The organism is Helicobacter pylori, assembly GCF_021062735.1.
Classification (GTDB): Bacteria; Campylobacterota; Campylobacteria; order Campylobacterales; family Helicobacteraceae; genus Helicobacter; species Helicobacter pylori_DN.
Genome location: NZ_JAHXLB010000005.1, coordinates 45,825 through 65,832 on the forward strand (window position 1 = coordinate 45,825; position 20,008 = coordinate 65,832).

Annotated in this window: 21 protein-coding genes and 1 pseudogene; 9 read left to right on the forward strand and 13 right to left on the reverse strand. The window is 39.2% G+C overall.

What is annotated here, in order from left to right; all coding sequences use genetic code 11:
- The first annotated feature begins 2 nt into the window (after positions 1-2).
- Together KX581_RS03210 and KX581_RS03215 are read left to right on the forward strand one after the other, a co-directional pair.
- Positions 3-1,394 carry an N-acetylmuramoyl-L-alanine amidase family protein gene (locus KX581_RS03210; RefSeq protein ID WP_231175568.1) on the forward strand — a complete coding sequence of 464 codons (1,392 nt, stop codon included), beginning with the start codon at positions 3-5 and terminating at the stop codon, positions 1,392-1,394.
- Between the two features lie 18 nt (positions 1,395-1,412).
- Complete coding sequence (locus KX581_RS03215; RefSeq protein ID WP_231175569.1) at positions 1,413-2,150, forward strand: hypothetical protein; 738 nt, start codon at positions 1,413-1,415, stop codon at positions 2,148-2,150.
- A 97-nt stretch (positions 2,151-2,247) separates the two neighbouring features.
- Here KX581_RS03215 and flhB read toward each other — a convergent pair whose 3' ends face one another.
- Together flhB and mobA are read right to left on the reverse strand one after the other, a co-directional pair.
- Positions 2,248-3,324 (reverse strand): flagellar biosynthesis protein FlhB, encoded by a 1,077-nt coding sequence (flhB, locus tag KX581_RS03220; protein ID WP_231175570.1) that lies wholly within the window; start codon positions 3,322-3,324, stop codon positions 2,248-2,250.
- On the reverse strand, positions 3,317-3,922 hold the full coding sequence (gene mobA / locus KX581_RS03225) for a molybdenum cofactor guanylyltransferase MobA (protein WP_219026066.1): 606 nt from the start codon (positions 3,920-3,922) through the stop codon (positions 3,317-3,319). The genes flhB and mobA overlap by 8 nt, the downstream gene beginning before the upstream one ends.
- A gap of 85 nt (positions 3,923-4,007) precedes the next feature.
- On the opposite strand from mobA, the gene moaA reads away from it, so the two are divergent.
- The 5 genes and pseudogenes from moaA (at position 4,008) to KX581_RS03250 (ending at position 8,663) form a co-directional block, all read left to right on the forward strand.
- Positions 4,008-4,973 carry a GTP 3',8-cyclase MoaA gene (gene moaA, locus KX581_RS03230; protein ID WP_180629443.1) on the forward strand — a complete coding sequence of 322 codons (966 nt, stop codon included), beginning with the start codon at positions 4,008-4,010 and terminating at the stop codon, positions 4,971-4,973.
- 246 nt (positions 4,974-5,219) lie between these two features.
- On the forward strand, positions 5,220-6,770 hold the full coding sequence (locus KX581_RS03235; RefSeq protein WP_120871543.1) for a hypothetical protein: 1,551 nt from the start codon (positions 5,220-5,222) through the stop codon (positions 6,768-6,770).
- Between the two features lie 10 nt (positions 6,771-6,780).
- On the forward strand, positions 6,781-7,131 hold the full coding sequence (locus tag KX581_RS03240; protein ID WP_045004214.1) for a hypothetical protein: 351 nt from the start codon (positions 6,781-6,783) through the stop codon (positions 7,129-7,131).
- Between the two features lie 96 nt (positions 7,132-7,227).
- A pseudogene (locus tag KX581_RS03245) lies at positions 7,228-8,280 on the forward strand (glycine zipper family protein).
- 62 nt (positions 8,281-8,342) lie between these two features.
- On the forward strand, positions 8,343-8,663 hold the full coding sequence (locus KX581_RS03250) for a YkgJ family cysteine cluster protein (protein ID WP_120871545.1): 321 nt from the start codon (positions 8,343-8,345) through the stop codon (positions 8,661-8,663).
- 8 nt (positions 8,664-8,671) lie between these two features.
- Here KX581_RS03250 and ftsY read toward each other — a convergent pair whose 3' ends face one another.
- Both ftsY and KX581_RS03260 read right to left on the reverse strand, forming a co-directional pair.
- Positions 8,672-9,565 (reverse strand): signal recognition particle-docking protein FtsY, encoded by an 894-nt coding sequence (gene ftsY, locus KX581_RS03255; RefSeq protein ID WP_180504187.1) that lies wholly within the window; start codon positions 9,563-9,565, stop codon positions 8,672-8,674.
- A gap of 6 nt (positions 9,566-9,571) precedes the next feature.
- Complete coding sequence (locus KX581_RS03260) at positions 9,572-10,129, reverse strand: hypothetical protein (RefSeq protein WP_120871549.1); 558 nt, start codon at positions 10,127-10,129, stop codon at positions 9,572-9,574.
- A gap of 99 nt (positions 10,130-10,228) precedes the next feature.
- On the opposite strand from KX581_RS03260, the gene KX581_RS03265 reads away from it, so the two are divergent.
- Positions 10,229-10,903: a 5-formyltetrahydrofolate cyclo-ligase gene (locus KX581_RS03265; protein WP_331273819.1), complete on the forward strand. Its 675-nt coding sequence runs from the start codon at positions 10,229-10,231 to the stop codon at positions 10,901-10,903.
- Complete coding sequence (rny, locus tag KX581_RS03270) at positions 10,881-12,392, forward strand: ribonuclease Y (RefSeq protein WP_231175595.1); 1,512 nt, start codon at positions 10,881-10,883, stop codon at positions 12,390-12,392. The genes KX581_RS03265 and rny overlap by 23 nt, the downstream gene beginning before the upstream one ends.
- Here the strand turns inward: rny and KX581_RS03275 are convergent, their stop codons facing one another.
- From KX581_RS03275 to KX581_RS03315, 9 genes are all read right to left on the reverse strand, one after another.
- On the reverse strand, positions 12,393-13,709 hold the full coding sequence (locus tag KX581_RS03275) for an MATE family efflux transporter (protein ID WP_331273820.1): 1,317 nt from the start codon (positions 13,707-13,709) through the stop codon (positions 12,393-12,395).
- On the reverse strand, positions 13,709-15,022 hold the full coding sequence (locus KX581_RS03280) for a Na+/H+ antiporter family protein (RefSeq protein WP_231175573.1): 1,314 nt from the start codon (positions 15,020-15,022) through the stop codon (positions 13,709-13,711). Before KX581_RS03280 ends, KX581_RS03275 begins: the two co-directional genes overlap by 1 nt.
- A 129-nt stretch (positions 15,023-15,151) precedes the next feature.
- Entirely contained in the window at positions 15,152-16,030 is an 879-nt protein-coding gene (locus tag KX581_RS03285; RefSeq protein ID WP_231175574.1) for a carbon-nitrogen hydrolase, read from the reverse strand.
- A gap of 3 nt (positions 16,031-16,033) precedes the next feature.
- Positions 16,034-16,180 (reverse strand): hypothetical protein, encoded by a 147-nt coding sequence (locus tag KX581_RS03290; RefSeq protein WP_000656202.1) that lies wholly within the window; start codon positions 16,178-16,180, stop codon positions 16,034-16,036.
- A gap of 28 nt (positions 16,181-16,208) precedes the next feature.
- Positions 16,209-16,868 carry a tRNA threonylcarbamoyladenosine dehydratase gene (locus tag KX581_RS03295; protein WP_231175575.1) on the reverse strand — a complete coding sequence of 220 codons (660 nt, stop codon included), beginning with the start codon at positions 16,866-16,868 and terminating at the stop codon, positions 16,209-16,211.
- Positions 16,869-16,920: 52 nt separating this feature from the next.
- Complete coding sequence (locus KX581_RS03300; protein WP_231175576.1) at positions 16,921-17,160, reverse strand: hypothetical protein; 240 nt, start codon at positions 17,158-17,160, stop codon at positions 16,921-16,923.
- The gene (fliS, locus tag KX581_RS03305) at positions 17,147-17,527 is read right to left on the reverse strand and encodes a flagellar export chaperone FliS (RefSeq protein ID WP_001199081.1); all 381 of its coding nucleotides are present in this window, start codon (positions 17,525-17,527) and stop codon (positions 17,147-17,149) included. Before fliS ends, KX581_RS03300 begins: the two co-directional genes overlap by 14 nt.
- A gap of 39 nt (positions 17,528-17,566) precedes the next feature.
- Positions 17,567-19,624, reverse strand: coding sequence for a flagellar filament capping protein FliD (gene fliD / locus KX581_RS03310; RefSeq protein ID WP_231175577.1), 2,058 nt, complete (start codon positions 19,622-19,624; stop codon positions 17,567-17,569).
- 16 nt (positions 19,625-19,640) lie between these two features.
- Positions 19,641-20,000, reverse strand: a complete 360-nt coding sequence (locus tag KX581_RS03315) for a FlaG family protein (protein ID WP_000245957.1) — start codon at positions 19,998-20,000, stop codon at positions 19,641-19,643.
- Positions 20,001-20,008: the final 8 nt, after the last annotated feature.

Below are 20,008 nucleotides of genomic sequence, written 5' to 3' on the forward strand. Positions count from 1 at the left end.
TAGTGCTTGTGAGGTTAGGGGTTGTTGCATGTCTTTTTTGGTTGCATTTTGCTTATGCTACAACCCTTAAAATTATCAACATTGTGCCTTTTGGCTCTAGCAGTGTTAAAATTCTGTTCAATCAAGAGGTTAAAAAATTCAAAGAAGTTTCGCTCAAAAATTTCAAGAGTTATTTGGAATTAGAAGCCATTTTAACCATTCCTAAAAAGCATTACCAATTTTCTAAACAATCGTCTATCACGATCGCGCAATTCAGCCCTAAATTAGCGCGAGTGGTCATTAGCCATGCTCCTAAGATGACTTATGAGGTTAAAATCCTTAAAGACAAGCTCTATGTTTCTATCGTGGAGAAAAAACCCTTAACAAGGCATCAAATAACACCCAAACCACCCAAACACCATGCACTCAAACACACAAAGCCAAAACCCACCCCTAAGCCCATTAAAAAAGAGGCTAAAAAGTCTAAAGAGACTAAAGAAAAAACGCCAACTAAGCATGCACATTCAAAGCATGCGCACTCTCCATTGAACGAAAGGAGCGCTAAAAAAGAAATTCCTAAAAAAGAAATTCCTAAAAAAGAAATTCCTAAAAAAGAAATTCCTAAAAAAGAAATTCCTAAAAAAGAAATTCCTAAAAAAGAAGCGGAAAATGAGAGTAAGAACCAAGTCTTTATAGCAGAAAAAAATGACACTTTCATCAAAACCAAGCGTAAAAAACACAAAAAAATCGTTTTAGACGCTGGGCATGGGGGGAAAGATTGCGGGGCGATGAGCGCGAATTTGGTGTGTGAAAAAGACATTGTTTTAGAAGTGGTGAAGTTTTTATACAAAGAGCTTAAAAAAAGAGGCTATAGCGTTTTATTGACAAGGGATAAGGATATTTATATTGATTTAGTGGCTCGCACGGAACTAGCCAATAAAAAAGGGGCAGATTTATTCATCTCAGTGCATGCCAATTCCATCCCTAAACATTCCACTTCTAACGCTCATGGTATAGAGACTTATTTCTTATCCACCGCAAGGAGTGAAAGGGCTAGGAAAGTGGCTGAGCAAGAAAATAAAGACGATGTGAATTTGATGGATTATTTTTCTAAAAGTTTGTTTTTAAATTCATTGAACACGCAGCGACTGATTGTTTCTAACAAACTGGCGATTGATGTGCAATACGGCATGCTCCAAAGTGTCCGCAAAAATTACCCTGATGTGGTGGATGGGGGCGTGAGAGAGGGGCCTTTTTGGGTGTTAGCCGGGGCTTTAATGCCTTCAATCTTAATAGAAATTGGTTATAATTCCCATGCGATAGAATCTAAACGCATCCAAAGCAAACCGTATCAAAAGATCTTGGCTAAGGGCATTGCTGATGGTATTGATAGTTTCTTCAGCAAGAATGATTAGGCAATGATTAGGTTGTAGATGAATTTTTATCAAAAAATATACACGCATAAAGTCGTTTTTTCTTCATTGTTTTTTTTGTTATTTTTGTTCAATGCGGAAACTTTGTTGTTTTCGCATTTCAGCGATGATTTTTCGCAATTGTTTTTTTTGTTTGAAAACCATGTTTATGATTTCATTGTCAAATTAGATTATTTGGGGTTAATAGGCGTTTCTTTAATTTATCTGCTTGTGCTTATTCTAAAGCCTTTCACCCTCACGCGCCAAAAATGCGCTTGCGTAGGGATATTATGCCTTTCTTTTTACGCTTGGAATTTTCCTGTTAAACATTCTTTAATGGCGCTTTATCTTTTCTATTTTGTGCTGTTAGCGACTTTATTGTGGCGTTTTTTAGGGGCTAGCATGAAGCAATCTTTCTTGCCCTCTATGAATATTTGCATCGTGTGGGTTTTTGCTTCTTCTTTACAGAGTTTTAGATTTTTAAGCGTGTCTGATTGCGTGGATTTTTCCCTTTTTACACTCGCTCTTATTTTATTGATACTGGTTTTAATCTACCACAAACGCCTTTTTGGGTTGTATGAATACGCTAACACGCTTATTTTGATCGTGGGGCTTAGCGTGGTGGTGCTATGCTCTAGCATGTTCATTCAAACTAAAGAATACTATGGCATGCGGTTGGGTTTTTACTTTTTAGGCTTGTTAGGGTGGCTTTTAGAATACATCCATAACACTTTAAGGCGTTTGGAGCATAAGATTTAAAGGCTTAGTTCTCATTCAATAGGGATAGCTAAAGCCTTTTGATTGAGTGTCCTTGATTGAGTGTCTTTTTAGGGCTTAAAAGCGGGTTTAAACAATCTTAAAGAGGTTTAATGATTTTTTGTTTTTGGCGTTCTTGTTCTAATTTAGCCACTTGAGCAAAGACTATCGCTACCGCTTCAAACAATTCTTCTGGTATGGTATCGTTTAATTTCACATCCCTATAAAGCTCTCTAGCGAGCGTTTTATTTTCTATAATTTCTATATCATGCTCTCTGGCGATTCCTTTAATCCTAATAGCTAAATAATCCGTGCCTTTAGCCACCACCACAGGCACAGGGTGTTCTTCATCAAATTTGAGAGCGACGGCGTAATGGGTAGGGTTAGTAACCACAACATTAGCTTTAGGGATTTCTTGCATCATTTTATTCGTGGCGTTTTTTACCATCACTTGGCGGATTTTGGCTTTGATTTCTGGGTTTCCTTCTTGCTGTTTGTATTCGTCTTTAACTTCTTGTTTAGTCATTTTTAAAGAGTTAGTGTATTGGCGGCGTTTGATTGCTAAATCTATAAAAGCCAAGACAAAAAATAAAAACAAAAGTGAAGAAATGAGCGCTAACGCCTTGCTCTTAAACCACAATAACTGGCCTTGCAAATTCAAAAGAGCCGCATGGTTTAATTCCCCTAAAAATAAGGAAAAGATGAAAAACCCTAGAAAAAAAGCTAAAAAAACTTTTAAGGTGATCAAACTCCCATCAAGGAGTTTTTTTAAAGAAAAAAGGTTTTTGACGCCATTGATAGGGTTGATTTTAGAAAATTTAGGCTCAATGACTTTAGGGGCAAAGAGCCAGCCAAATTGCAAGACATTGGATAAAAACGCCACCACCATTAAAATGATTAAAACAGGTAAAAGCAATAAAAAAGTGTCTTTAGCCAGTTGGTTAAACAGCTCTTGAACGCTTTCTTTGCTAAAATCTAGGGAAAAATCTTTCAACACATGGCGATACATTTCGCTAAAGCCATCCACCCACCATATAAAAAAAACAAAAATACTCATCAGCCCAGCCAATAACCCCAAAACCCCCACCACTTCCATGCTTTTAGGCACATTGCCTTCTTCTCTGGCTTTTTGGATTTTTTTCGCGCTAGGGAGTTCGGTTTTTTCTTCTTCAGCCATTTGATCCCTCTTTTAAAATTTGAACGGCTAATTCATAGTCTTTTAGGGTGTTTAGGTTTAAAAATTCTTCTTCTTTATCAAAATGGATAGCGGTTGAAGAGGCGTTTTTGATAAGATTGCTCAGGCGATAATTTTGCGTTTTAAGAGCGTAACTGAGAGCGTTAAGGGTGCTTTTGTGCCATAAAGAAATCAAATAATGTTCTTTTGTGGGGCTTTTAGCATAGACTACGCTAAAGTTTTGAATCCCACAGAGAATTTTAATGCTTTCAAAAGACACTAAAGGTGCATCTATGGCGATAAAAAAAATATAAGGGGTTTGCAATGTTAAAAAAGCGTTATGAATGCCAAAAAGGGGTGAAAAAAGATCGCTCTCTTTTTCTAAAAGGTAGGGAGCGTTTAGTTCATACGATTTTTTAGCACTGATAATGACTTGTTTGAAAAGTTTTAAAAGGCGCGAGTATTGGTATTCTAAAAGGCTAGGATACGATTTTAAAGGCATGAGAGCCTTATTGGTTTGAATGTTATTAATGATAAAACGAGAGCTTTTGCCCCCAGCCAGTAAAACGCAAGGAATGTTATCAATGATAGGGTTTTTCAAAAGATCTATCCATTTTGATGTTGTTAAGTTATTGTTTATTATGTTACACTAAAAGCTTAAATAAAGGGCATAAGGGATAAAGGGAGTGTTAGTAGATAGTTTTAATAGGGTTATTGACTATATTAGGGTTTCTGTAACCAAACAATGCAATTTCAGGTGTCAGTATTGCATGCCTGCTACGCCATTAGATTTTTTTGATGATGAAGAATTATTGCCTTTGGATAATGTTTTAGAATTTCTTAAAATCGCCATTGATGAGGGCGTTAAAAAAATTAGAATCACGGGTGGGGAGCCGCTATTACGCAAGGGTTTAGACGAATTTATCGCTAAACTGCACGCCTACAATAAGGAAGTAGCGTTAGTTTTAAGCACTAATGGTTTTTTACTCAAAAAAATGGCTAAGGATTTAAAGAATGCCGGGTTATCCCGAGTGAATGTTTCATTAGATTCTTTAAAAAGCGATAGGGTTTTAAAAATCTCTCAAAAAGACGCTCTTAAAAATGCGCTAGAAGGGATTGAAGAGTCCTTGAAAGTGGGTTTAAAACTCAAATTAAACACGGTTGTGATGAAAAGCGTTAATGATGATGAAATCTTAGAGCTTTTAGAATACGCAAAAAATAGAAGCATACAAATCCGCTACATTGAATTTATGGAAAATACGCATGCTAAAAGTTTGGTTAAAGGCTTGAAAGAGCGAGAAATTTTAGATTTGATCGCTCAAAAATATAAGATTATGGGCATGGAAAAACCCAAACAAGGGTCTTCTAAAATCTACACGCTAGAAAATGGCTATCAATTTGGCATTATCGCTCCGCATAGCGATGACTTTTGCCAATCTTGCAATCGTATCCGTTTGGCTTCTGATGGCAAGATTTGCCCATGTTTATACTATCAAGACGCCATAGACGCTAAAGAAGCGATCATAAATAAAGATACAAAAATGATGAAAAGGCTTTTAAAGCAATCCATCATCAATAAACCAGAAAAAAACATGTGGAATGATAAAAACAGCGACACTCCCACAAGGGCGTTTTACTATACAGGGGGGTAGGGGCGTAAAATATTTATCATTTTAAACCTTTTTATTAAAAATAAAGCGGTTTGCTTAGGATTTTTGGTTATAGTGGCTAGGATTGAACAATAAGGAGGTCTTTATGGAAAAAGTCCTAGCATTTTTTAGTCCTAGTCTTTTATTTCTAGCTTTTCTGGGTGGGGGTTACTATAAGCCTACCCTGAACCCTTTAGAATCCCCAAAATCCCTCGCTTTTTTTAAAACTCTCGTTTTTGGAGTTGAGTCATGAAAAAAGATCGAGAAAAAAAACAAAAATACAGCAACATCACAGATGCAACCACCATGAGTTCAACTGCTGAAGAGAGTGCACTCTATGCTAGCGCCAATAGAGAGCATTTTTCTGTCTTGGATAGATTAGAAGAAATCTCAAAAAGGAAGATAAACCCTAATTATATTAATCAAAATATCCACCAACAGGCGGGGTATTCTGCTGAAATCAAAGAGCAAGCCCGTGTTAATGAGCATAATATCCTTGCAGGAAAAAGAGAAAGGATAGTGCAGTATGATGATCTTTCTAGCGGACAAAAGGCTCAGTTTAAAAAGCCTTTCCCAAACTATGCCACGCCCAGTAAGAACCACGAAATCGTGGATTATATCAGTGTGGATGAAAAGGGGAATGTCATTCCTGGCACGGCTGTGCAGAGTAAATTTGTGGGCAGAAATGGTGCGGAGTGTTTTGAAAAATTCTTATCCAAAGATTATGAGAAATATCTAAAAAATGGCATGAAGATGGAAATCCCTAAGGATTTTTTTGGGGATTTTCAAAAAGAAGCTAATATTAAGATCAAGAGCCTAGAATCTCAAATCGCTAAACAAAAGGGGCTTGGCGATTTTCAAAAAGCCGCTCATTTAGAGGAAAAACGCCAATATTGCAAAACAATCAAAGCCCATACAAGATCTGCGAGCATCACTAAAGCAGAGGCGATTGAAGCTAGGTTGAACCCAAAGCTCTCCACTGCCAAAGATGTTGCCAGCGTTTCGCATCAAGCAGGAATGAACGCCGCACAAACCGGTGCGTTGATAAGTGGTAGTGTCTCGTTGGTAAAGAATGCTTATGAATGTTTCGTAAATGGCAAGGATCCTATAAAAGCGATCAAGCACACCGCCATTGCTACCCTAAAGGGTGGAGCGCTTAGTTATGGCAGCGCGTTTGCAAGCTCATCTTTGGGAGGTTTGATGCAAAGCAGTGCTAATAAAATCATCCAAAGCCTTGGCAAGGGTTCAGTGCCTGCGATGATTGTGGGTGCTTGTGTGGCAAATGCTACGGTTTTAACTCGCTATTTTTCTGGAAAGATTGATGGGAAAGAGCTTCTTAAACAGCTTGGGAAAGCCAACACTACTCTTGTAAGTAGTGGGGCTATGGCATTTGCTGGTCAAGCGCTCATCCCTATTCCTGTGGTTGGGGCGTTGATTGGGGGCTTTGTGGGTGCAGTGTTGAGCGAAACTTGTTTTAACGCCCTTCTAAAGGCTCGTGAAGAGGCTAAATTGGCACGCCAAAGGCGTATTGAGATTGAAAGAGAATGCCGTGAAATCATCAAGTTGTTAGAGATTTATCAAAATCAATTTAAGGAGGTGTTTGAGAAATATTTTCATGAAACTACAAAGTTTTTCAATCAAAATTTTGATGAGCTTGAGAGGGTGCTTTATGCAGGCGATGCGGATTTGGCCATAGGAGTCAATAATAAGATTCAAGAAAGACTAGGTCAAAAGCCCTTGTTTAATAATACCCAAGAATTTTGGGAATTGATTACCAGTAATAAAGACATAAGAATGTAAAGGAGAAAACATGGAAAAAAATGATAGATATGAAATTGTAACCAATGTGATAGAGTCGTTAGAAAATGGTGGTTCTTTCAATCAAAGAGATCGTGAGAAATTCGCACAAACCGCTAGAACGCTTGGGATTGAAGATAGCGTTATTAAAGAAATGATTGATATTTATCAAACGCTTCATTTTGCCTATCTCCATAAAGATCTGATTGATGTAAGCGATTTGCCAAGAGAACAAAAGAAAGCCGTGCGCGTTGAGCTTCAAAAAAGCATTGATGAAAATCTAAAAGCTTTGAAAAGTATCAGACATGGTATTCTTATGAGAGATCTGTCTCCCGTTCTCCCGTTTCGCATCAAGCAGGAATGAACGCTGCACAAACCGGTGCGTTGATAGGTGGTGGAGTCTCACTCATAACGAATATTTATGAATGTATCGCAAAAAAATAACATTTAAGGAGAAAACATGCCATTACCATTTATTTTAGCCGGAGTAGCCATAGCGGCAGCAGGATACGGAGTCAAAAAAGGGATTGATGCGCTCGATGCCGATTGCGAAGCTGATGAATTTATCAAAAAGGCAGAGAGTTTAAAAGAGAAGGCAAAAAGAAAAGTTGATAATGTGTGCAGTCTAGTCGCAATCAAGCTTTAGTGAGATTGGGTAAGAAAAAACTCCATGTTTTAAGCCATACGGTTTCAAACTTTTTGGATCACTTCCACCAATTGAAGGGTCATGAGTTTGTCATCAGCAATATTGATATGCAAAATATTCAAGAGCAAGTCTTAGAAGCGCTAAATATTGTCAATAAGTATAAAGAGATGGGCTTGTTGGATCTTGCTAATTTGGGTGGCGTGGGCATTGCAGTTGGAGTTCTTGCCACTTATGGCGCATGCACTGGTATAAATGCGGCGGCTGGGCACGGTGCTGTCTCATATTGGTGGTGCTCTTGCTTGGATGAGTGGTGGGGCGATTTCTTTGGGAGGTGGGTTGGCTGCTGGGAGTATGGCAGTGGTTGGAGGCTTGTTAGCAGCTCCTGCACTCGCTATTTTTGGGGCTATTAGCGCTGATGAAATGGAAAAAAAGCTAGACAATGCCAAAGCTTATTGCTCTCAAGTTGAAGCAGCCGTCAAAAAAGCGGATGTGATGATTGATAATCTCCAAGCCGTTAGGAAAATGGCGGAGCTTTTCACTAGGCAGATCACAAAGTTTGACGCGCTGTTTTTCTCGCTTTCTCAAGACGCCATCGCCACGATGAAAAAGCATAACTACGATACCTCTCGTTACAATCAAAAAGAAAAAGATCAACTCTGCGTTACCGTTTCAACGCTCTTTAGTTTGAGCGCTTTTTTGAAAGTCTCTATCATGGACAAACACCAAAAGCTTAACGAAAAAGCAAAAAACGCACTCATTCTTATGCGAGATCAGATGGATAGCTTAGAAAATGGGAATTATAGCTTGGATGGTATCAGATTTAGGCAAGCGCAGCTTGAAGATCTAAGAGACGATAAGACTTCTTAAAGCTATAAGGCTTTAAAAGAGGAAAAGAGAGCGTGAAATAGAGAAGGTATAAAGAAGCGATCATGGAAGAATCAAAAAAGCAAGCAACCCTTAATCGTTTCCCTTGCACCTCTTGTGGGCTTTGCTGTAAAAATATCGCTGGGATTATTGAGCTTATTGAATTTGATACTGGCAATGGGGTGTGCAAGTTTTTGGATTTAGAAACGAATTTGTGCAAGATTTATGAATCGCGCCCATTAATTTGCAGAATTGATGAAGCGTACAAAAAGCTTTATTCCCATATCCCGCTGAAGGAGTTTTATATCAAAAACGCAGAGGTTTGTAACGCTTTGCAAGAGGCAAACCACATGGATGTGAGTTTTAGGGTTATTCTTAATCAATAATTTTTAATTTATTGTTCCACAAACACCGCATCAACCAAATCTGCTATAAAGCGTTCTTCATCAAAAGCGATCAAATCGTCTTCTTTTTCGCCCATTCCTAAATAAAGGATGGGTAATTTCAACTCATACAGCACGCTTAAAATCGCTCCGCCTTTAGAAGTGCCATCAAGCTTAGTCATAATCACGCCATCTAGCGCCAAAGTCTCATGGAAAATTTTCGCTTGCGTTAGCCCAGAACTCCCTTGCGTGCCGTCTAAAATAAGGAATTTATAAAAGGGGGCGTCTTTTAAAACTTTAGAGCAGGTGCGTGCGATTTTAGAAAGCTCGTTTTTAAGGTTGGTCTGGTTGTGTAACCTCCCAGCGGTATCTATAAAAACTTCATCTATATTTTTAGCGATCGCGCTTTCTATGGTGTTGTAAGCTAGAGAGCTTGGATCGCTCCCTTCTTTAGCGCTAATGACTTGAATGTTAAGCTTTTCGCCCCATAATTGCAGCTGTTTGACTGCGGCCGCTCTAAAGGTATCGCCTGCCCCAAGAAGCGCTTTTTTATGCTGTTTTAAAGAGAGTTTGGCTAATTTAGCGATTGTTGTGGTTTTACCCGCCCCATTAACCCCCACGATCAAATGCACTAAGGGCTTTGTGGTGATAGTCTTTAGGCGGGTTTTATCATAATAGCTTTCCCCTCGCACAAAACGCAACAAAGCGACTTCTAATTGCTTGGGCGTAATTAAATCGCCTAAATGCTGTAACAAGCTCTCTATCAAATCGTATTGGATGTCAAAGCCAATCAAAATTCCTTCTAATTCCTCTTTAGGAACGCTTTGGCGCTTTTTCTCTTTAGCTTCTTCTTTAGTCTCTTCGCCCTTAATTTTATTGACAATTTTTTTGAAAAAATTAAACATGGTTTTTTAATCCTTTAAATTGGAAATATCAAATTGGAGCATTTCTGCTGGCACGATCCCTTGATACATTTTAATCAATTGGTGTTTGTGGTATAAGAGCATGTTAAAAGAATGGTTTAAAATATCATACTTTAAATGATCAAAAAGAGCGGTATCTTTAGGGTTTAAAATCATCAAATCAGCTTGAAAGGGTGCAATAAAGTCTTTGATTGCATCGCTTGAATAGGGTTTATTGAGTAAAATAAGCACCCTCAAACGATCTTTAAAAGTTTTTTTTAAGATGTTAAAGCTGGGGGCGTAATCTTTTAAAGAATTGTCTAAAGCGCTTAAAATCAATAGAGTAGGGGCGTTAGAATCCGGGCTGATGTTTAGAGAATCTAAATCGCCTGTAATCGTGTATTCTTGGTTATTCAAATCCATAGCGGTGTAGGTTTTAGGGCTATCTTGTTGGGTGGTATTGTTTTGAGAATCTTGAGGTTTTTGGGAATTTTTACAAGCGTTAAAACCCAACAAAACGATAAAAACCAGCGCAATAAAACGCAAAAAATAAGCCTTAATTCTCATTATAAACACATCCTTAAGAATAAAATAAAATGGTAACTAATAACCTAAAATTATACTATAATGTAAGTCTAAAATTTAAGGATTATAACCATTAAAACGATTTTTAGAGATTTTTGTAAAGAACGCTTGAAAAGGACTAAACCGACCAAAGATAAAGCAGTCAGGGATAAATTGGCTTGTAGGCTTTTATTTTGGAAACTCAAAGATTATCAAAATATTTTATTGTATAGCCCATTAGGGCATGAGCTTGACATCAGGCCTTTGATTTTGAAGTTAAGACAAAAAAATAAGCACGTGTGGTTGCCTAAAAGCATTAAAAAAGGCGCTCATTTTTCTAAAGAGGGTTTCACTATCGTGCCCTTTAGGTTGCCCTTAAGGCGTTTGGGGTGGTTTGATGAGCCGAGTTTGTCGCGCTATTATAAGCGGGAATTAGATTGCATTGTCGTGCCGATTTTAGGAATGGATACAAGCTTTAGGCGCGTGGGTTTTGGGCTAGGCATGTATGATAGGAGTTTGCCCCAATTATTCAAAAGGCGACTAAAACGCCCCTTAATCGTGTTTGTGAGTAGGGAATTAGCTCTAGCTAATGGTGTTCTTACAGACGCCTATGACATTGAAGCGAATCTTTACATGAATGCTCGTATCGTTATGAAGAATAATAGAAGGAAACATTATGAGCAGCGGGTTAATTTACATTTCATTAGAAGTCTTGGTAGCGTGTTTGATTACCGCTCTAGTCATGTATTATGTGATGAAAAAGATCTATTACGCTAGAGGGCAAGCCGTTTTAAAAAGCGCTTCAGCTAAAGCCAAATTAATGGAGTTTCAAGCGAAATCTTTCGTGGAAGCTGAAGAGATGCGCATGAAAAGCCAAGAATGCAAATTGCAACAGCAATATGAAAACAAGAATTTGCAACTAAAAACCCATTTTGAAAAAAAAGAAGCGCATTTGAAGCATTTAGAAGCACAACACAAAGAATTTGTAAGAGATGAAAAACGCTATTTAGAAAAGGAAAAAAAAGAGCTTGAAAAAGAACGCCAAATTTTAGAACAAGAAAAAGAAAATTTTAAAAAACAGCGCACTGTTTGTAAAGAAGCTCAAGCCAAAGCGCTAGACGCGATGCTCAATTACATGGCTTACACCAAAGATGAAATTAAAAACATGATTTTAGAGCAGTTAGAAGAAGAATTAGAAGCCCAAAAAAGTGCGTTAATCAGGCGTTATGAAAAAGAAGCCAAAGAAGAGGGCAAGAAAAAATCGTATGCCATTTTAGCGGAAGCGACAGCCCGTTTTGCGGGTAATTATGCGGCAGAGAATTTAACAACTCGTATTGCTTTGCCTTGCTCAGATTATATCGGTCGTGTGATAGGCAAAGACGGGAAAAATATTGAAGCGTTTAAAAAGGTCAGTGGGGTGGATATAGAATTTAGCGAAGACAGCAGCGAATTGTGTTTGTCCAGTTTCAATCTTTATCGGCGTGAAGTAGCGAGCGAGACGCTTAAAATTTTAATAGAAGACGGCCGTATCCAGCCTAACAGGATTGAAGAGGTTTATCATAGAGTCGCGCGCAACCTGGAAAAAGAATTGCTTTCTGAAGGGGAGAGCGTGGTGTTAGAATTAGAGCTTGGGGTTATGGAAGATGAGCTTAAAATTTTAATAGGCAAAATGCGTTATCGTTCTAGTTTTGGGCAAAACGCCTTACAGCATTCTAAAGAAGTCGCTCTTTTAGCCGGCTTGATTGCAGAGCAGCTTGGGGGGGATAAAAAGCTCGCCAGAAGAGCCGGTATTTTGCATGATATTGGTAAAGCGCTCACTCAAGAGCTTGGGAGAGACCATGTGAATTTAGGGGTTGAGGTGTGCAAGCGCCATAAAGAAGATCCGGTTGTGATTAATGCGATTTATGCCCACCATGGGCATGAAGAAATCATGGGCGTGGAGTGCGCGAGCGTGTGCGCGGCTGATGCGCTTTCAGCAGGGCGTCCTGGGGCTAGAAGAAAGAGCGATGAAGAATACGCTAAACGCATGCAAGCTTTAGAAGAGATCGCGTTAGAATTTGATGGGGTGGAAAAAGCGTATGCGATGGAGAGTGGGCGAGAATTAAGAGTGATTGTCAAATCCAACCAAGTTAGGGACAATCAAGTGCCTATTATTGCCAGAAAGATCGCTAAAAAGATAGAAGAGAGCGTTCAGTATGTGGGCGAAGTGGGCGTGCAGGTAGTGCGAGAAAGCCGTTTCAAAACGACCGCTACGCTCAGGCAATAATCAAGCCTTTTTCCCGCACCTTTTCCATATGCCTTTAGAAAAAACTTTATAATAGATGAATGAGCGCAAAAAAGTTTCTGATGCGATCACTACAAAAATAAATTCCACCTTAAAATGATGAATTAAAAGCAAGTAAATAGGCATGATCCTTAACCCCCATAAGCTTAGAGTGTTAATATAGAGTGAGACTTTAGAAATGCCAGCCCCCCTAAAAACTCCATCTAGCACAAAATACCCAATTAAGGGGGCTTGAGAGAGGCCCACAGCGATCAAATAAGATCGCGCCACTTCCAAAACTTCTTCATCTTGAGAAAAAAGGCTCGCAAATTCTTTAGCGAATAAGACTAAAACAATCCCTAAAACCCCCATTAAACCCATAGAGATTTTTAAAATCAAATGCGCATATTCTGTAGCGATCTTTGGCTTGTTCGCTCCTAAATTTTGCCCTGTTAAAACCATCGCTGCGATCATAAACCCAAATCCGGGCATGAACGAAAAGGTTTCAACCCTAATGCCTATTTGCATGCCCGCTAACACCTTATCCCCATAGCTCGCTACAAATTTGGATAAGAGGATTAAAGAAAATAAGCTCAATAAGCGTTCAAACCCGGCCGGCCAACCCACTCTAAACATGGTTTTTAAAAAAGAAAAATTAAAGGTTATTTTGAATTTTAAAGGGATTTTTTTGATTTGTATCCAAACGCCAAGCGCGAGTAATTCCAAATAAGAAACAATCACATTCGCTAAAGCAGAGCCTACAATCCCCATTTCTTTAAAACCAAAATCCCCAAAAATCAAGGCTTGATTCAAGAAAATGCATGCGATGACCATGATGATTTTGACAATAAAGGGGGTTAGGGTGTCTGAAAAGCTAGCGAGCGCTGAAACTAAAACATTTTTTAAAAAAATACTCGGTAGCGCGATAACTAAGACCTCTAAATAATCTTGCGTCAATTGGCGCGAAGGATCTTGTAATTGCATCCAATTTAAAAAAGGCTCAATCAAAAAATAAGAAACAAACAGCACGCCCAAACAGATCACAAACGCCCCTATAAAAATACTGGAAAAAGCGTGATTGATTTGAGCAAAATCCCTAGCCCCCACAAGCCTAGAAAGAATGGCGTTAGTGCCGGTGTATAAAATCGTATTGATGCCATAAAAAAGCATCAAAAATTGCAAGCCCACCCCTAGAGCCACAATGTGATGGTGCGAAATCTTGCCCACAAAAAAAACCGAGAGCACGACCACTAGCACATCTAAAAAAGCGTTAATCCCAGAGGGTAAGGCTAAAGAAAAGATTTTCTTAACTTGATAGATTAGCCTAATAGTAACGCTCCAACCACTCCAAAAACAATCAAAGGGAGGTTATAGACTAAAAAAGTCGGCACGCATGTGTCATAGATATGATTGTGTTGGTTGTCTGCGTTAAGCCCGCAAGTGGGCCCCATGGTGCTATCGCTAGCCGGTGAGCCTGCATCGCCTAAAGCTGCGGCTATGCCGATGAGTAAAATCGTAGATTCTATGCTAAAACCTAATTTCGCGCATAAAGGGACATAAAACACAGCGATGATAGGAATAGTGCCAAAAGAAGTCCCTATCCCCATAGTGATAAAAAGCCCTACAACAAGTATTAAAAAAGCCCCTAAAAGCTTCCCTTGGACTACGCTTGTGATCGCATTCACTAAACCCTCTATCGCATGCACTTTTTGCAACACTTCTCCAAACCCGCTAGCCACTAACATCACAAAAGCGATAAACGCCATCATTTTCACGCTATCATCCATAAGCGAATCTGTTTCTTTAAACTTAATGCCACGGCCCAGTAAGATGATCACTAACGCTAAAAAGGCGGCTAAGGGCATAGAATCGGTGGCTAATTGGATCACAAACGCCACGATAATCCCTATAAAAGTCAAGTAGTCATGGTAGTTTAATTGGAGCGAGGCGTAATTTTCTATGTTAAAAGATTTTTCTTTGTAGTGTCTGGGCTTTTTGTATAGCGTTAATACAGCGGCAAATAGCCCAACAACCATCGCTAACCCTGCTATCCACATCACTCCTGTGATTTGCGCTATGGTGGTGCTAACGCCATTAGCTTTTAATTGCTCTAAAATGGTGGTTTGAAAAATCAAGCCAAACCCTACAGGAAGCACCAAGTAGGGGGCTTGCAAGCCAAAGGTTAAAGCACAAGCGACCGCTCTTCTATCCAATTCTAGCCGGTTCATTAAATGCAAAAGAGGGGGGATTAAAATAGGGATAAAAGCGATATGCACCGGCACTAAATTTTGCGAAAAACATGCGATGAAAGCGATCAAAAAGCAAAAAGTGGATCGTTTGTAATTCATTAAGCCTATTAATTTACTCAAAGCGACTTTAATAAGATTGCTTTTAGCGATCGCTACCGCTAAAGCCCCTAAAAGGATGTAGCTTAAAGCGATGTTTAAATTGCCTTTCATGCCATCTATCATTGCATTAAAACTCTCCGTGATCCCAAGCCCTCCCATAAGTCCTGCTATGAGAGTGGCGCTAATCATAGAAAGCATGACATTGAGCCTTAAAAGGCTAAGAACGCACATGCAAATGATGGCCACAAAGGCAGGATTGCTCCATATAGAGCTATTTTCTAGCATTTTTGCTCCTTGTTAAAATGAAAATACCGCACAAAAAAAATGATAGAATTTTTGCGCTTGTTTAGCGCAAAAAACCACACCTACCATGTTTAATCCTTTCTAATCTTAAATTTTAAATTGATTGACTGATTAAATATAGCGTTTCAACAAATCGTTATAAAAATCAATGCGTCTGTCTCTCAAAAACGGCCACATTCGGCGCACTTCTTCGGTGCGTTCTAAATCAATTTCCGCATACAAAATCTCTTCTTTATCGCTCGCTTTAGCCAAAAATTCGCCCAAAGCCCCCACCACAAAACTAGAGCCAAAAAAAGTAATGCCCCCCTTAATCGCGCCGCTAGGATCTAATTCTGTGCCCACTCTGTTAGTCGCAATCAAAGGCAAGCCATTAGCGATCGCATGCCCTCTTTGGATAGTCTCCCATGCGTTTTGCTGGCGTTTTTTTTCTTCATTAGAATCTTCTTCTAAAAACCCTATCGCGCTAGGATAGATTAAAATTTCTGCCCCTTTTAAAGCCATAATCCTTGCTGCTTCAGGATACCACTGATCCCAGCACACCATAAGCCCTAATTTGCCCACGCTTGTAACAATAGGCTCAAAGCCCAAATCCCCCGGCGTGAAATAAAATTTTTCATAAAACCCTGGGTCATCAGGAATGTGCATTTTGCGATACACTCCAGTGATCGATCCGTCTTTTTCAAACACAACAGCGCTATTGTGATACAACCCTTTAGCGCGCTTTTCAAATAAAGAAGCGATCAGCACCACTTGAAATTTTTGAGCTAAAGCACTAAAAAAAGCCTTATCTTCTTCAAAATATTCGCCCAAATCAAAAAATTTAGGGTTTTCGCTCTGGCAAAAATAACTATAAGGGTTTAATTCTTGCAACACCACTAAATTGGTTTTAGGGTGTTTTTTTAGCGCTTGTTCAAGCAAGTTTGCGGTGTGCTCTATGGTTTTTTTTCTAGAGCCGCAATAGGCATGCTGGAGGACGCTTGCACAAATCATTTTTCACTCTTCTTCATAATCAGAGCTATAGTCTTCATAATCGTCATCATCATAGACATTTTTATAATCCCCATACTCTTCATCTTCTTCTTCAAAGCCCTCTAATTCTTCTTCTTCAAAATCTTCCAATTCGTCTTCGTAATCTTTCATTCCACTTCCTTTCATTGTTGATAATATCTTATTTAATAATGTCTTGCACGACTTCACTCGCTATTTGCAAACCAAAACTCGCCGTAACCGCATTAAAACTCCCAAGCTCTATGCAATGCGGGACTTCAGGGCTAAAAACCACTTTAAAATCCCCTTTAAAACGGCGTTTTTTTAAAAAATCCCTAAATTTACGCCCGAATTTATCGCCATAGCTTTCCCACACGCTCCCCACTTGAATGTGTTTAGGGTTCAAGCGTTTCGCGCTCCCCATAGAGCTGATAAATTTCCCGTAAGCGAAATTTTGACATTTGATCGCTAAGCTCGTTTTTATAGGTAAATCGTCCATGCAATCTAAAATGTAATCATAATCTCTAAAATTAAATGAATTTAAAAACGCTTCATCTATGTGCAAACTCAAAGCTTGAATGCCCTTATAGAGATCTTGCAACACCAACACTTTAGATTCTCCTATCCTTTCTGATCCAATCTGGCGGTTTTGATTGGTAACATCAAACACATCTTTATCAATGATAGTGATTTGCCCTATCCCCACACGATACAAAGCGTCTAGTGCAAAGCCCCCAACGCCCCCAACGCCACAGATTAAAACCCTTTGTCGGCGGATTTTTTCAAAATCGTTTTTAAACAACCACCTTATGCGCGTGAATCTATCTATGGGTTCAGACAACCTTTAGCCTTCAATAAAAATAGTGCTTTCATTGTATCGTAGTTTAAAAAATCTAAGACAAGAATTTTTGAATCTTCTTAGCCTTATGCATTTGTAATTGCAGTTCTTCTTTTTCTTTTTCTAATAGTTCAATGCTTTGGGCTATCATTTCCTTAAGGCTTAAAAGCGTGTCTAAATCCAAGCTTTTTATTTGCTCTAAAGAAAGGCGCTCTATCAATGAAAAGGCCTGTTTAGAATCTTTTTTAATGAGAGCGATTTTAAAGGAATCTAATAACGCATCAGGCGAGTTCATCTGAATGGATTTCCCTCCAAGCTTCTAACAACCCCCTAGCTACATTCAACACCAAATCAATCTTACTCGCATCGTTTTCCACATTGGCTTGCGTTAAAACTTTGATTTGATGGGTGTATAAGCCTGTAAGATACACTGCCACTTCCCCTCCCTTTTCATAATCTAAAATATTCAACAATTCCGTGAAAATATCCGTAACCCTGTTAATATAATAAATCTTTTTTTCAATGTCTTCATTTTCAATACAGCGTTTGGCTTGCGAAGAAAATCTTAAAATCCCTTCATAAAGCATTTCAATGAGTTTTGCCGGGGATTCCACACTCACTCGGTTATGCTGGTAGGCTTGATAAGCGTTAGCGTATTGCATAATGTTCCTTTATCCTTTAAAATTGATAACTCTCTGTTTTTAATTCTTTTTAGCCGCCGCTTGATCGATCATCATTTGCACGGAATTGAATTTTTGATTGGCTTTAGAGATTTGGCTGTCATAAGCGGCAAAACGCTCCGCCATGATGTTGTAGCGGGTTTTTAGAAGCTCTTGAGCGTTTTCTTTGTCTTTGGTCAGGCTTTTAGCGTCTCTGTCTAGGGAATCTTCATAAATTTTTAATTTAGAGTTCCCTCCGTCTATGAGGTTGGCGATGACTTGATTGAATTTAGAAAAAATGCCCTCTTGGTGGATTTCTCTGCCCCCCATATCCTTGCTATCGCTCCCATAGAAAAAATCTTGAGTCGCTTTAGGATTAGAATTTAAGGCACTACTCAATTTAGCTTCATCCAAACTCATCACGCCCTTATCGTCTAAACTAAGCCCGTATTTCATCAAGCTTTCTACCCCATTATCCGTATGCACGCTATAAGAAAACACGTTATTAAGAGAGGATCTAATGGTGCGAATATCGCCTACGCCGTTAAAAATCCCAGCGATTTTAGTGTCAGCGTCATAACGAGTGTCTTCGTCCAGTTTAGGGATAAGTTCATTATAGGCTTTGACAAATTCTTTAAGGCTGTCTATAATGGCTTGATTGTCCCTGCTCACGCTAATAATGGCGGGTTTATTAGGCTCTGTGGTTTGCTCTAAAGTGATATTAACCCCGTTAATCACATCATTGACCTCATTAGTGGGGCGTGTGATGCTCACCCCATTATAAGTGAATTCTGAATCGCTCGCTTTTTGCAAATTTTTAGACATAAAAAGCGTGTTTTGTGAAGCTTCATAAGATTGCACCATGCCAGCGTTCAAACCCAAATCCTTCAAACTGGCCTTGCCTAAAGCGTCCTCGCCCTTAATGGTGAGCATTCCGGTTTTAGAATTGATCACAAGCTTGCCTTCGGCGTTTTTAAACGCATTCAAGCCTTCTTTAGCGTTAATCGCTTGAATGATAGCGTCTGTGTTTTCTTCGCTGGTGTTGCTCTCTTTGGTTAAGGCTTTTAAATCCAGTTTTTGACCATTCAAGCTAATTACCCCTTCTAATTTACCCTCTTTAATGGTGCGAGAGCTTTTTAACAAATCGCTTTCTTGGGTGGCGGTTTGCAAAAACCCAAGCTCTTTAGCCTTGTTCCCTTTAATTTCAATGTTTCCCCCACGCCTGTCATTAATGATTAAAGATTCCCCCCCATGAAGAGTGTCTATGGAAATATCCCCATTAGCGATCAAATCTTTAAAATTAGGGTCGTTTTCTAAAGCCTGCTCTATCGCTTTTTGGATTGCGGTGTTTTTTTGTTTGATAGAAGCGCTTTCAGGGAGCTCTAGCATGATAGGGACATCATGCATGTTCCCATCAGCCCCCTTTAAATTCAAACTCACTTCACTTTTTCCGCTTCCATCAACCCCCAAAGAAAGGGCGTTTTTGTTAGTGAGCGTGGATTGGAGGTGTGAGCCAAAATAGATGCGGTTGTCTTCGCCGGTGTTTTTGGTATTCACCATTAATTGGTAGGGGTCATTCCCTCCTGTTTTCATCACAATACCCATCACTTCGCCATTGGTAGCGTCCGTGATGCTTTGAGCCACATCGCCTAAGGTCATTCCTGCTTTAATATCAACGGCGTAGTCTTTGTTTTGCGTGTAAAATTTGAGCGTGGTATCCACTTGGCTAAAAATATCATCTCTTGAAGAAAATTTCGCCCCTAATTCGTTAATATCGCCTTGCGCTAAATTTTGCACATCCACTTTAATATCTTGAATAGGCACGCCAGCCCCCACGCTCGTGCTCAACGCATCGCCTGTAACATTGCTTTTTCGGCTGATATAAGTGGAATAATCCGAAAGCGTTTTAACCGGACCTTTTAGAGCTGAAAGGAGCGTTTTAATTTCTACTAGGGCTTTTTGCTTTTCAACATTTTGCTCCATTTTCTTGTCTAAGGGGGCGATTAACGCTTTTTCATCAGCGTCCTTAAGCTTGTCAATCACATCGTAATTCAAAACCTTACTGCCAAGCCCTAATGAGCTTAATGAACCTATTGCCATGTTTTACCTCTAATTTTTAGCCTCTCTTATCAAAGATAATGCCTATCACATCGCGCATTCTTTGCATAAGCTCCACGGCTTCTTTAGAGGGTATTTCTCTTATCACCTTATCCCCATTAGCGTCTTTGACTGAAACCACTAACCCTTTGATCGTATCGTTATAACTAAAATTAATATCCGTGCCAATGCGTTTCATTTCTTCATTCAGACGCTCGCTCAATAATTCTAGTTTGGGTTTGTATTGATCAGGGTCTATCGTTGTCTTAGATTCATCAATAGTGTTTATCGTATTTGTGCGACTGATCTCTTTTGTGGGGGTTGTTTGAACGCTTGTGTGAGATGTGGGAATCCCAATCCCTTGAACTTCATTGACCATAAAAACCT

What these genes read in the sequence shown, in the direction of transcription:
- KX581_RS03215 (WP_231175569.1), top strand. Translation starts at nt 1,413, where the DNA reads ATGAATTTTTATCAAAAAATATACACGCATAAAGTCGTTTTTTCTTCA.
- flhB (WP_231175570.1), bottom strand. Translation starts at nt 3,324, where the DNA reads ATGGCTGAAGAAGAAAAAACCGAACTCCCTAGCGCGAAAAAAATCCAA.
- KX581_RS03235 (WP_120871543.1), top strand. Translation starts at nt 5,220, where the DNA reads ATGAAAAAAGATCGAGAAAAAAAACAAAAATACAGCAACATCACAGAT.
- KX581_RS03240 (WP_045004214.1), top strand. Translation starts at nt 6,781, where the DNA reads ATGGAAAAAAATGATAGATATGAAATTGTAACCAATGTGATAGAGTCG.
- KX581_RS03250 (WP_120871545.1), top strand. Translation starts at nt 8,343, where the DNA reads ATGGAAGAATCAAAAAAGCAAGCAACCCTTAATCGTTTCCCTTGCACC.
- ftsY (WP_180504187.1), bottom strand. Translation starts at nt 9,565, where the DNA reads ATGTTTAATTTTTTCAAAAAAATTGTCAATAAAATTAAGGGCGAAGAG.
- KX581_RS03260 (WP_120871549.1), bottom strand. Translation starts at nt 10,129, where the DNA reads ATGAGAATTAAGGCTTATTTTTTGCGTTTTATTGCGCTGGTTTTTATC.
- rny (WP_231175595.1), top strand. Translation starts at nt 10,881, where the DNA reads ATGAAAAAGATCTATTACGCTAGAGGGCAAGCCGTTTTAAAAAGCGCT.
- KX581_RS03280 (WP_231175573.1), bottom strand. Translation starts at nt 15,022, where the DNA reads ATGCTAGAAAATAGCTCTATATGGAGCAATCCTGCCTTTGTGGCCATC.
- KX581_RS03285 (WP_231175574.1), bottom strand. Translation starts at nt 16,030, where the DNA reads ATGATTTGTGCAAGCGTCCTCCAGCATGCCTATTGCGGCTCTAGAAAA.
- KX581_RS03290 (WP_000656202.1), bottom strand. Translation starts at nt 16,180, where the DNA reads ATGAAAGATTACGAAGACGAATTGGAAGATTTTGAAGAAGAAGAATTA.
- KX581_RS03300 (WP_231175576.1), bottom strand. Translation starts at nt 17,160, where the DNA reads ATGAACTCGCCTGATGCGTTATTAGATTCCTTTAAAATCGCTCTCATT.
- fliS (WP_001199081.1), bottom strand. Translation starts at nt 17,527, where the DNA reads ATGCAATACGCTAACGCTTATCAAGCCTACCAGCATAACCGAGTGAGT.
- fliD (WP_231175577.1), bottom strand. Translation starts at nt 19,624, where the DNA reads ATGGCAATAGGTTCATTAAGCTCATTAGGGCTTGGCAGTAAGGTTTTG.
- KX581_RS03315 (WP_000245957.1), bottom strand. Translation starts at nt 20,000, where the DNA reads ATGGTCAATGAAGTTCAAGGGATTGGGATTCCCACATCTCACACAAGC.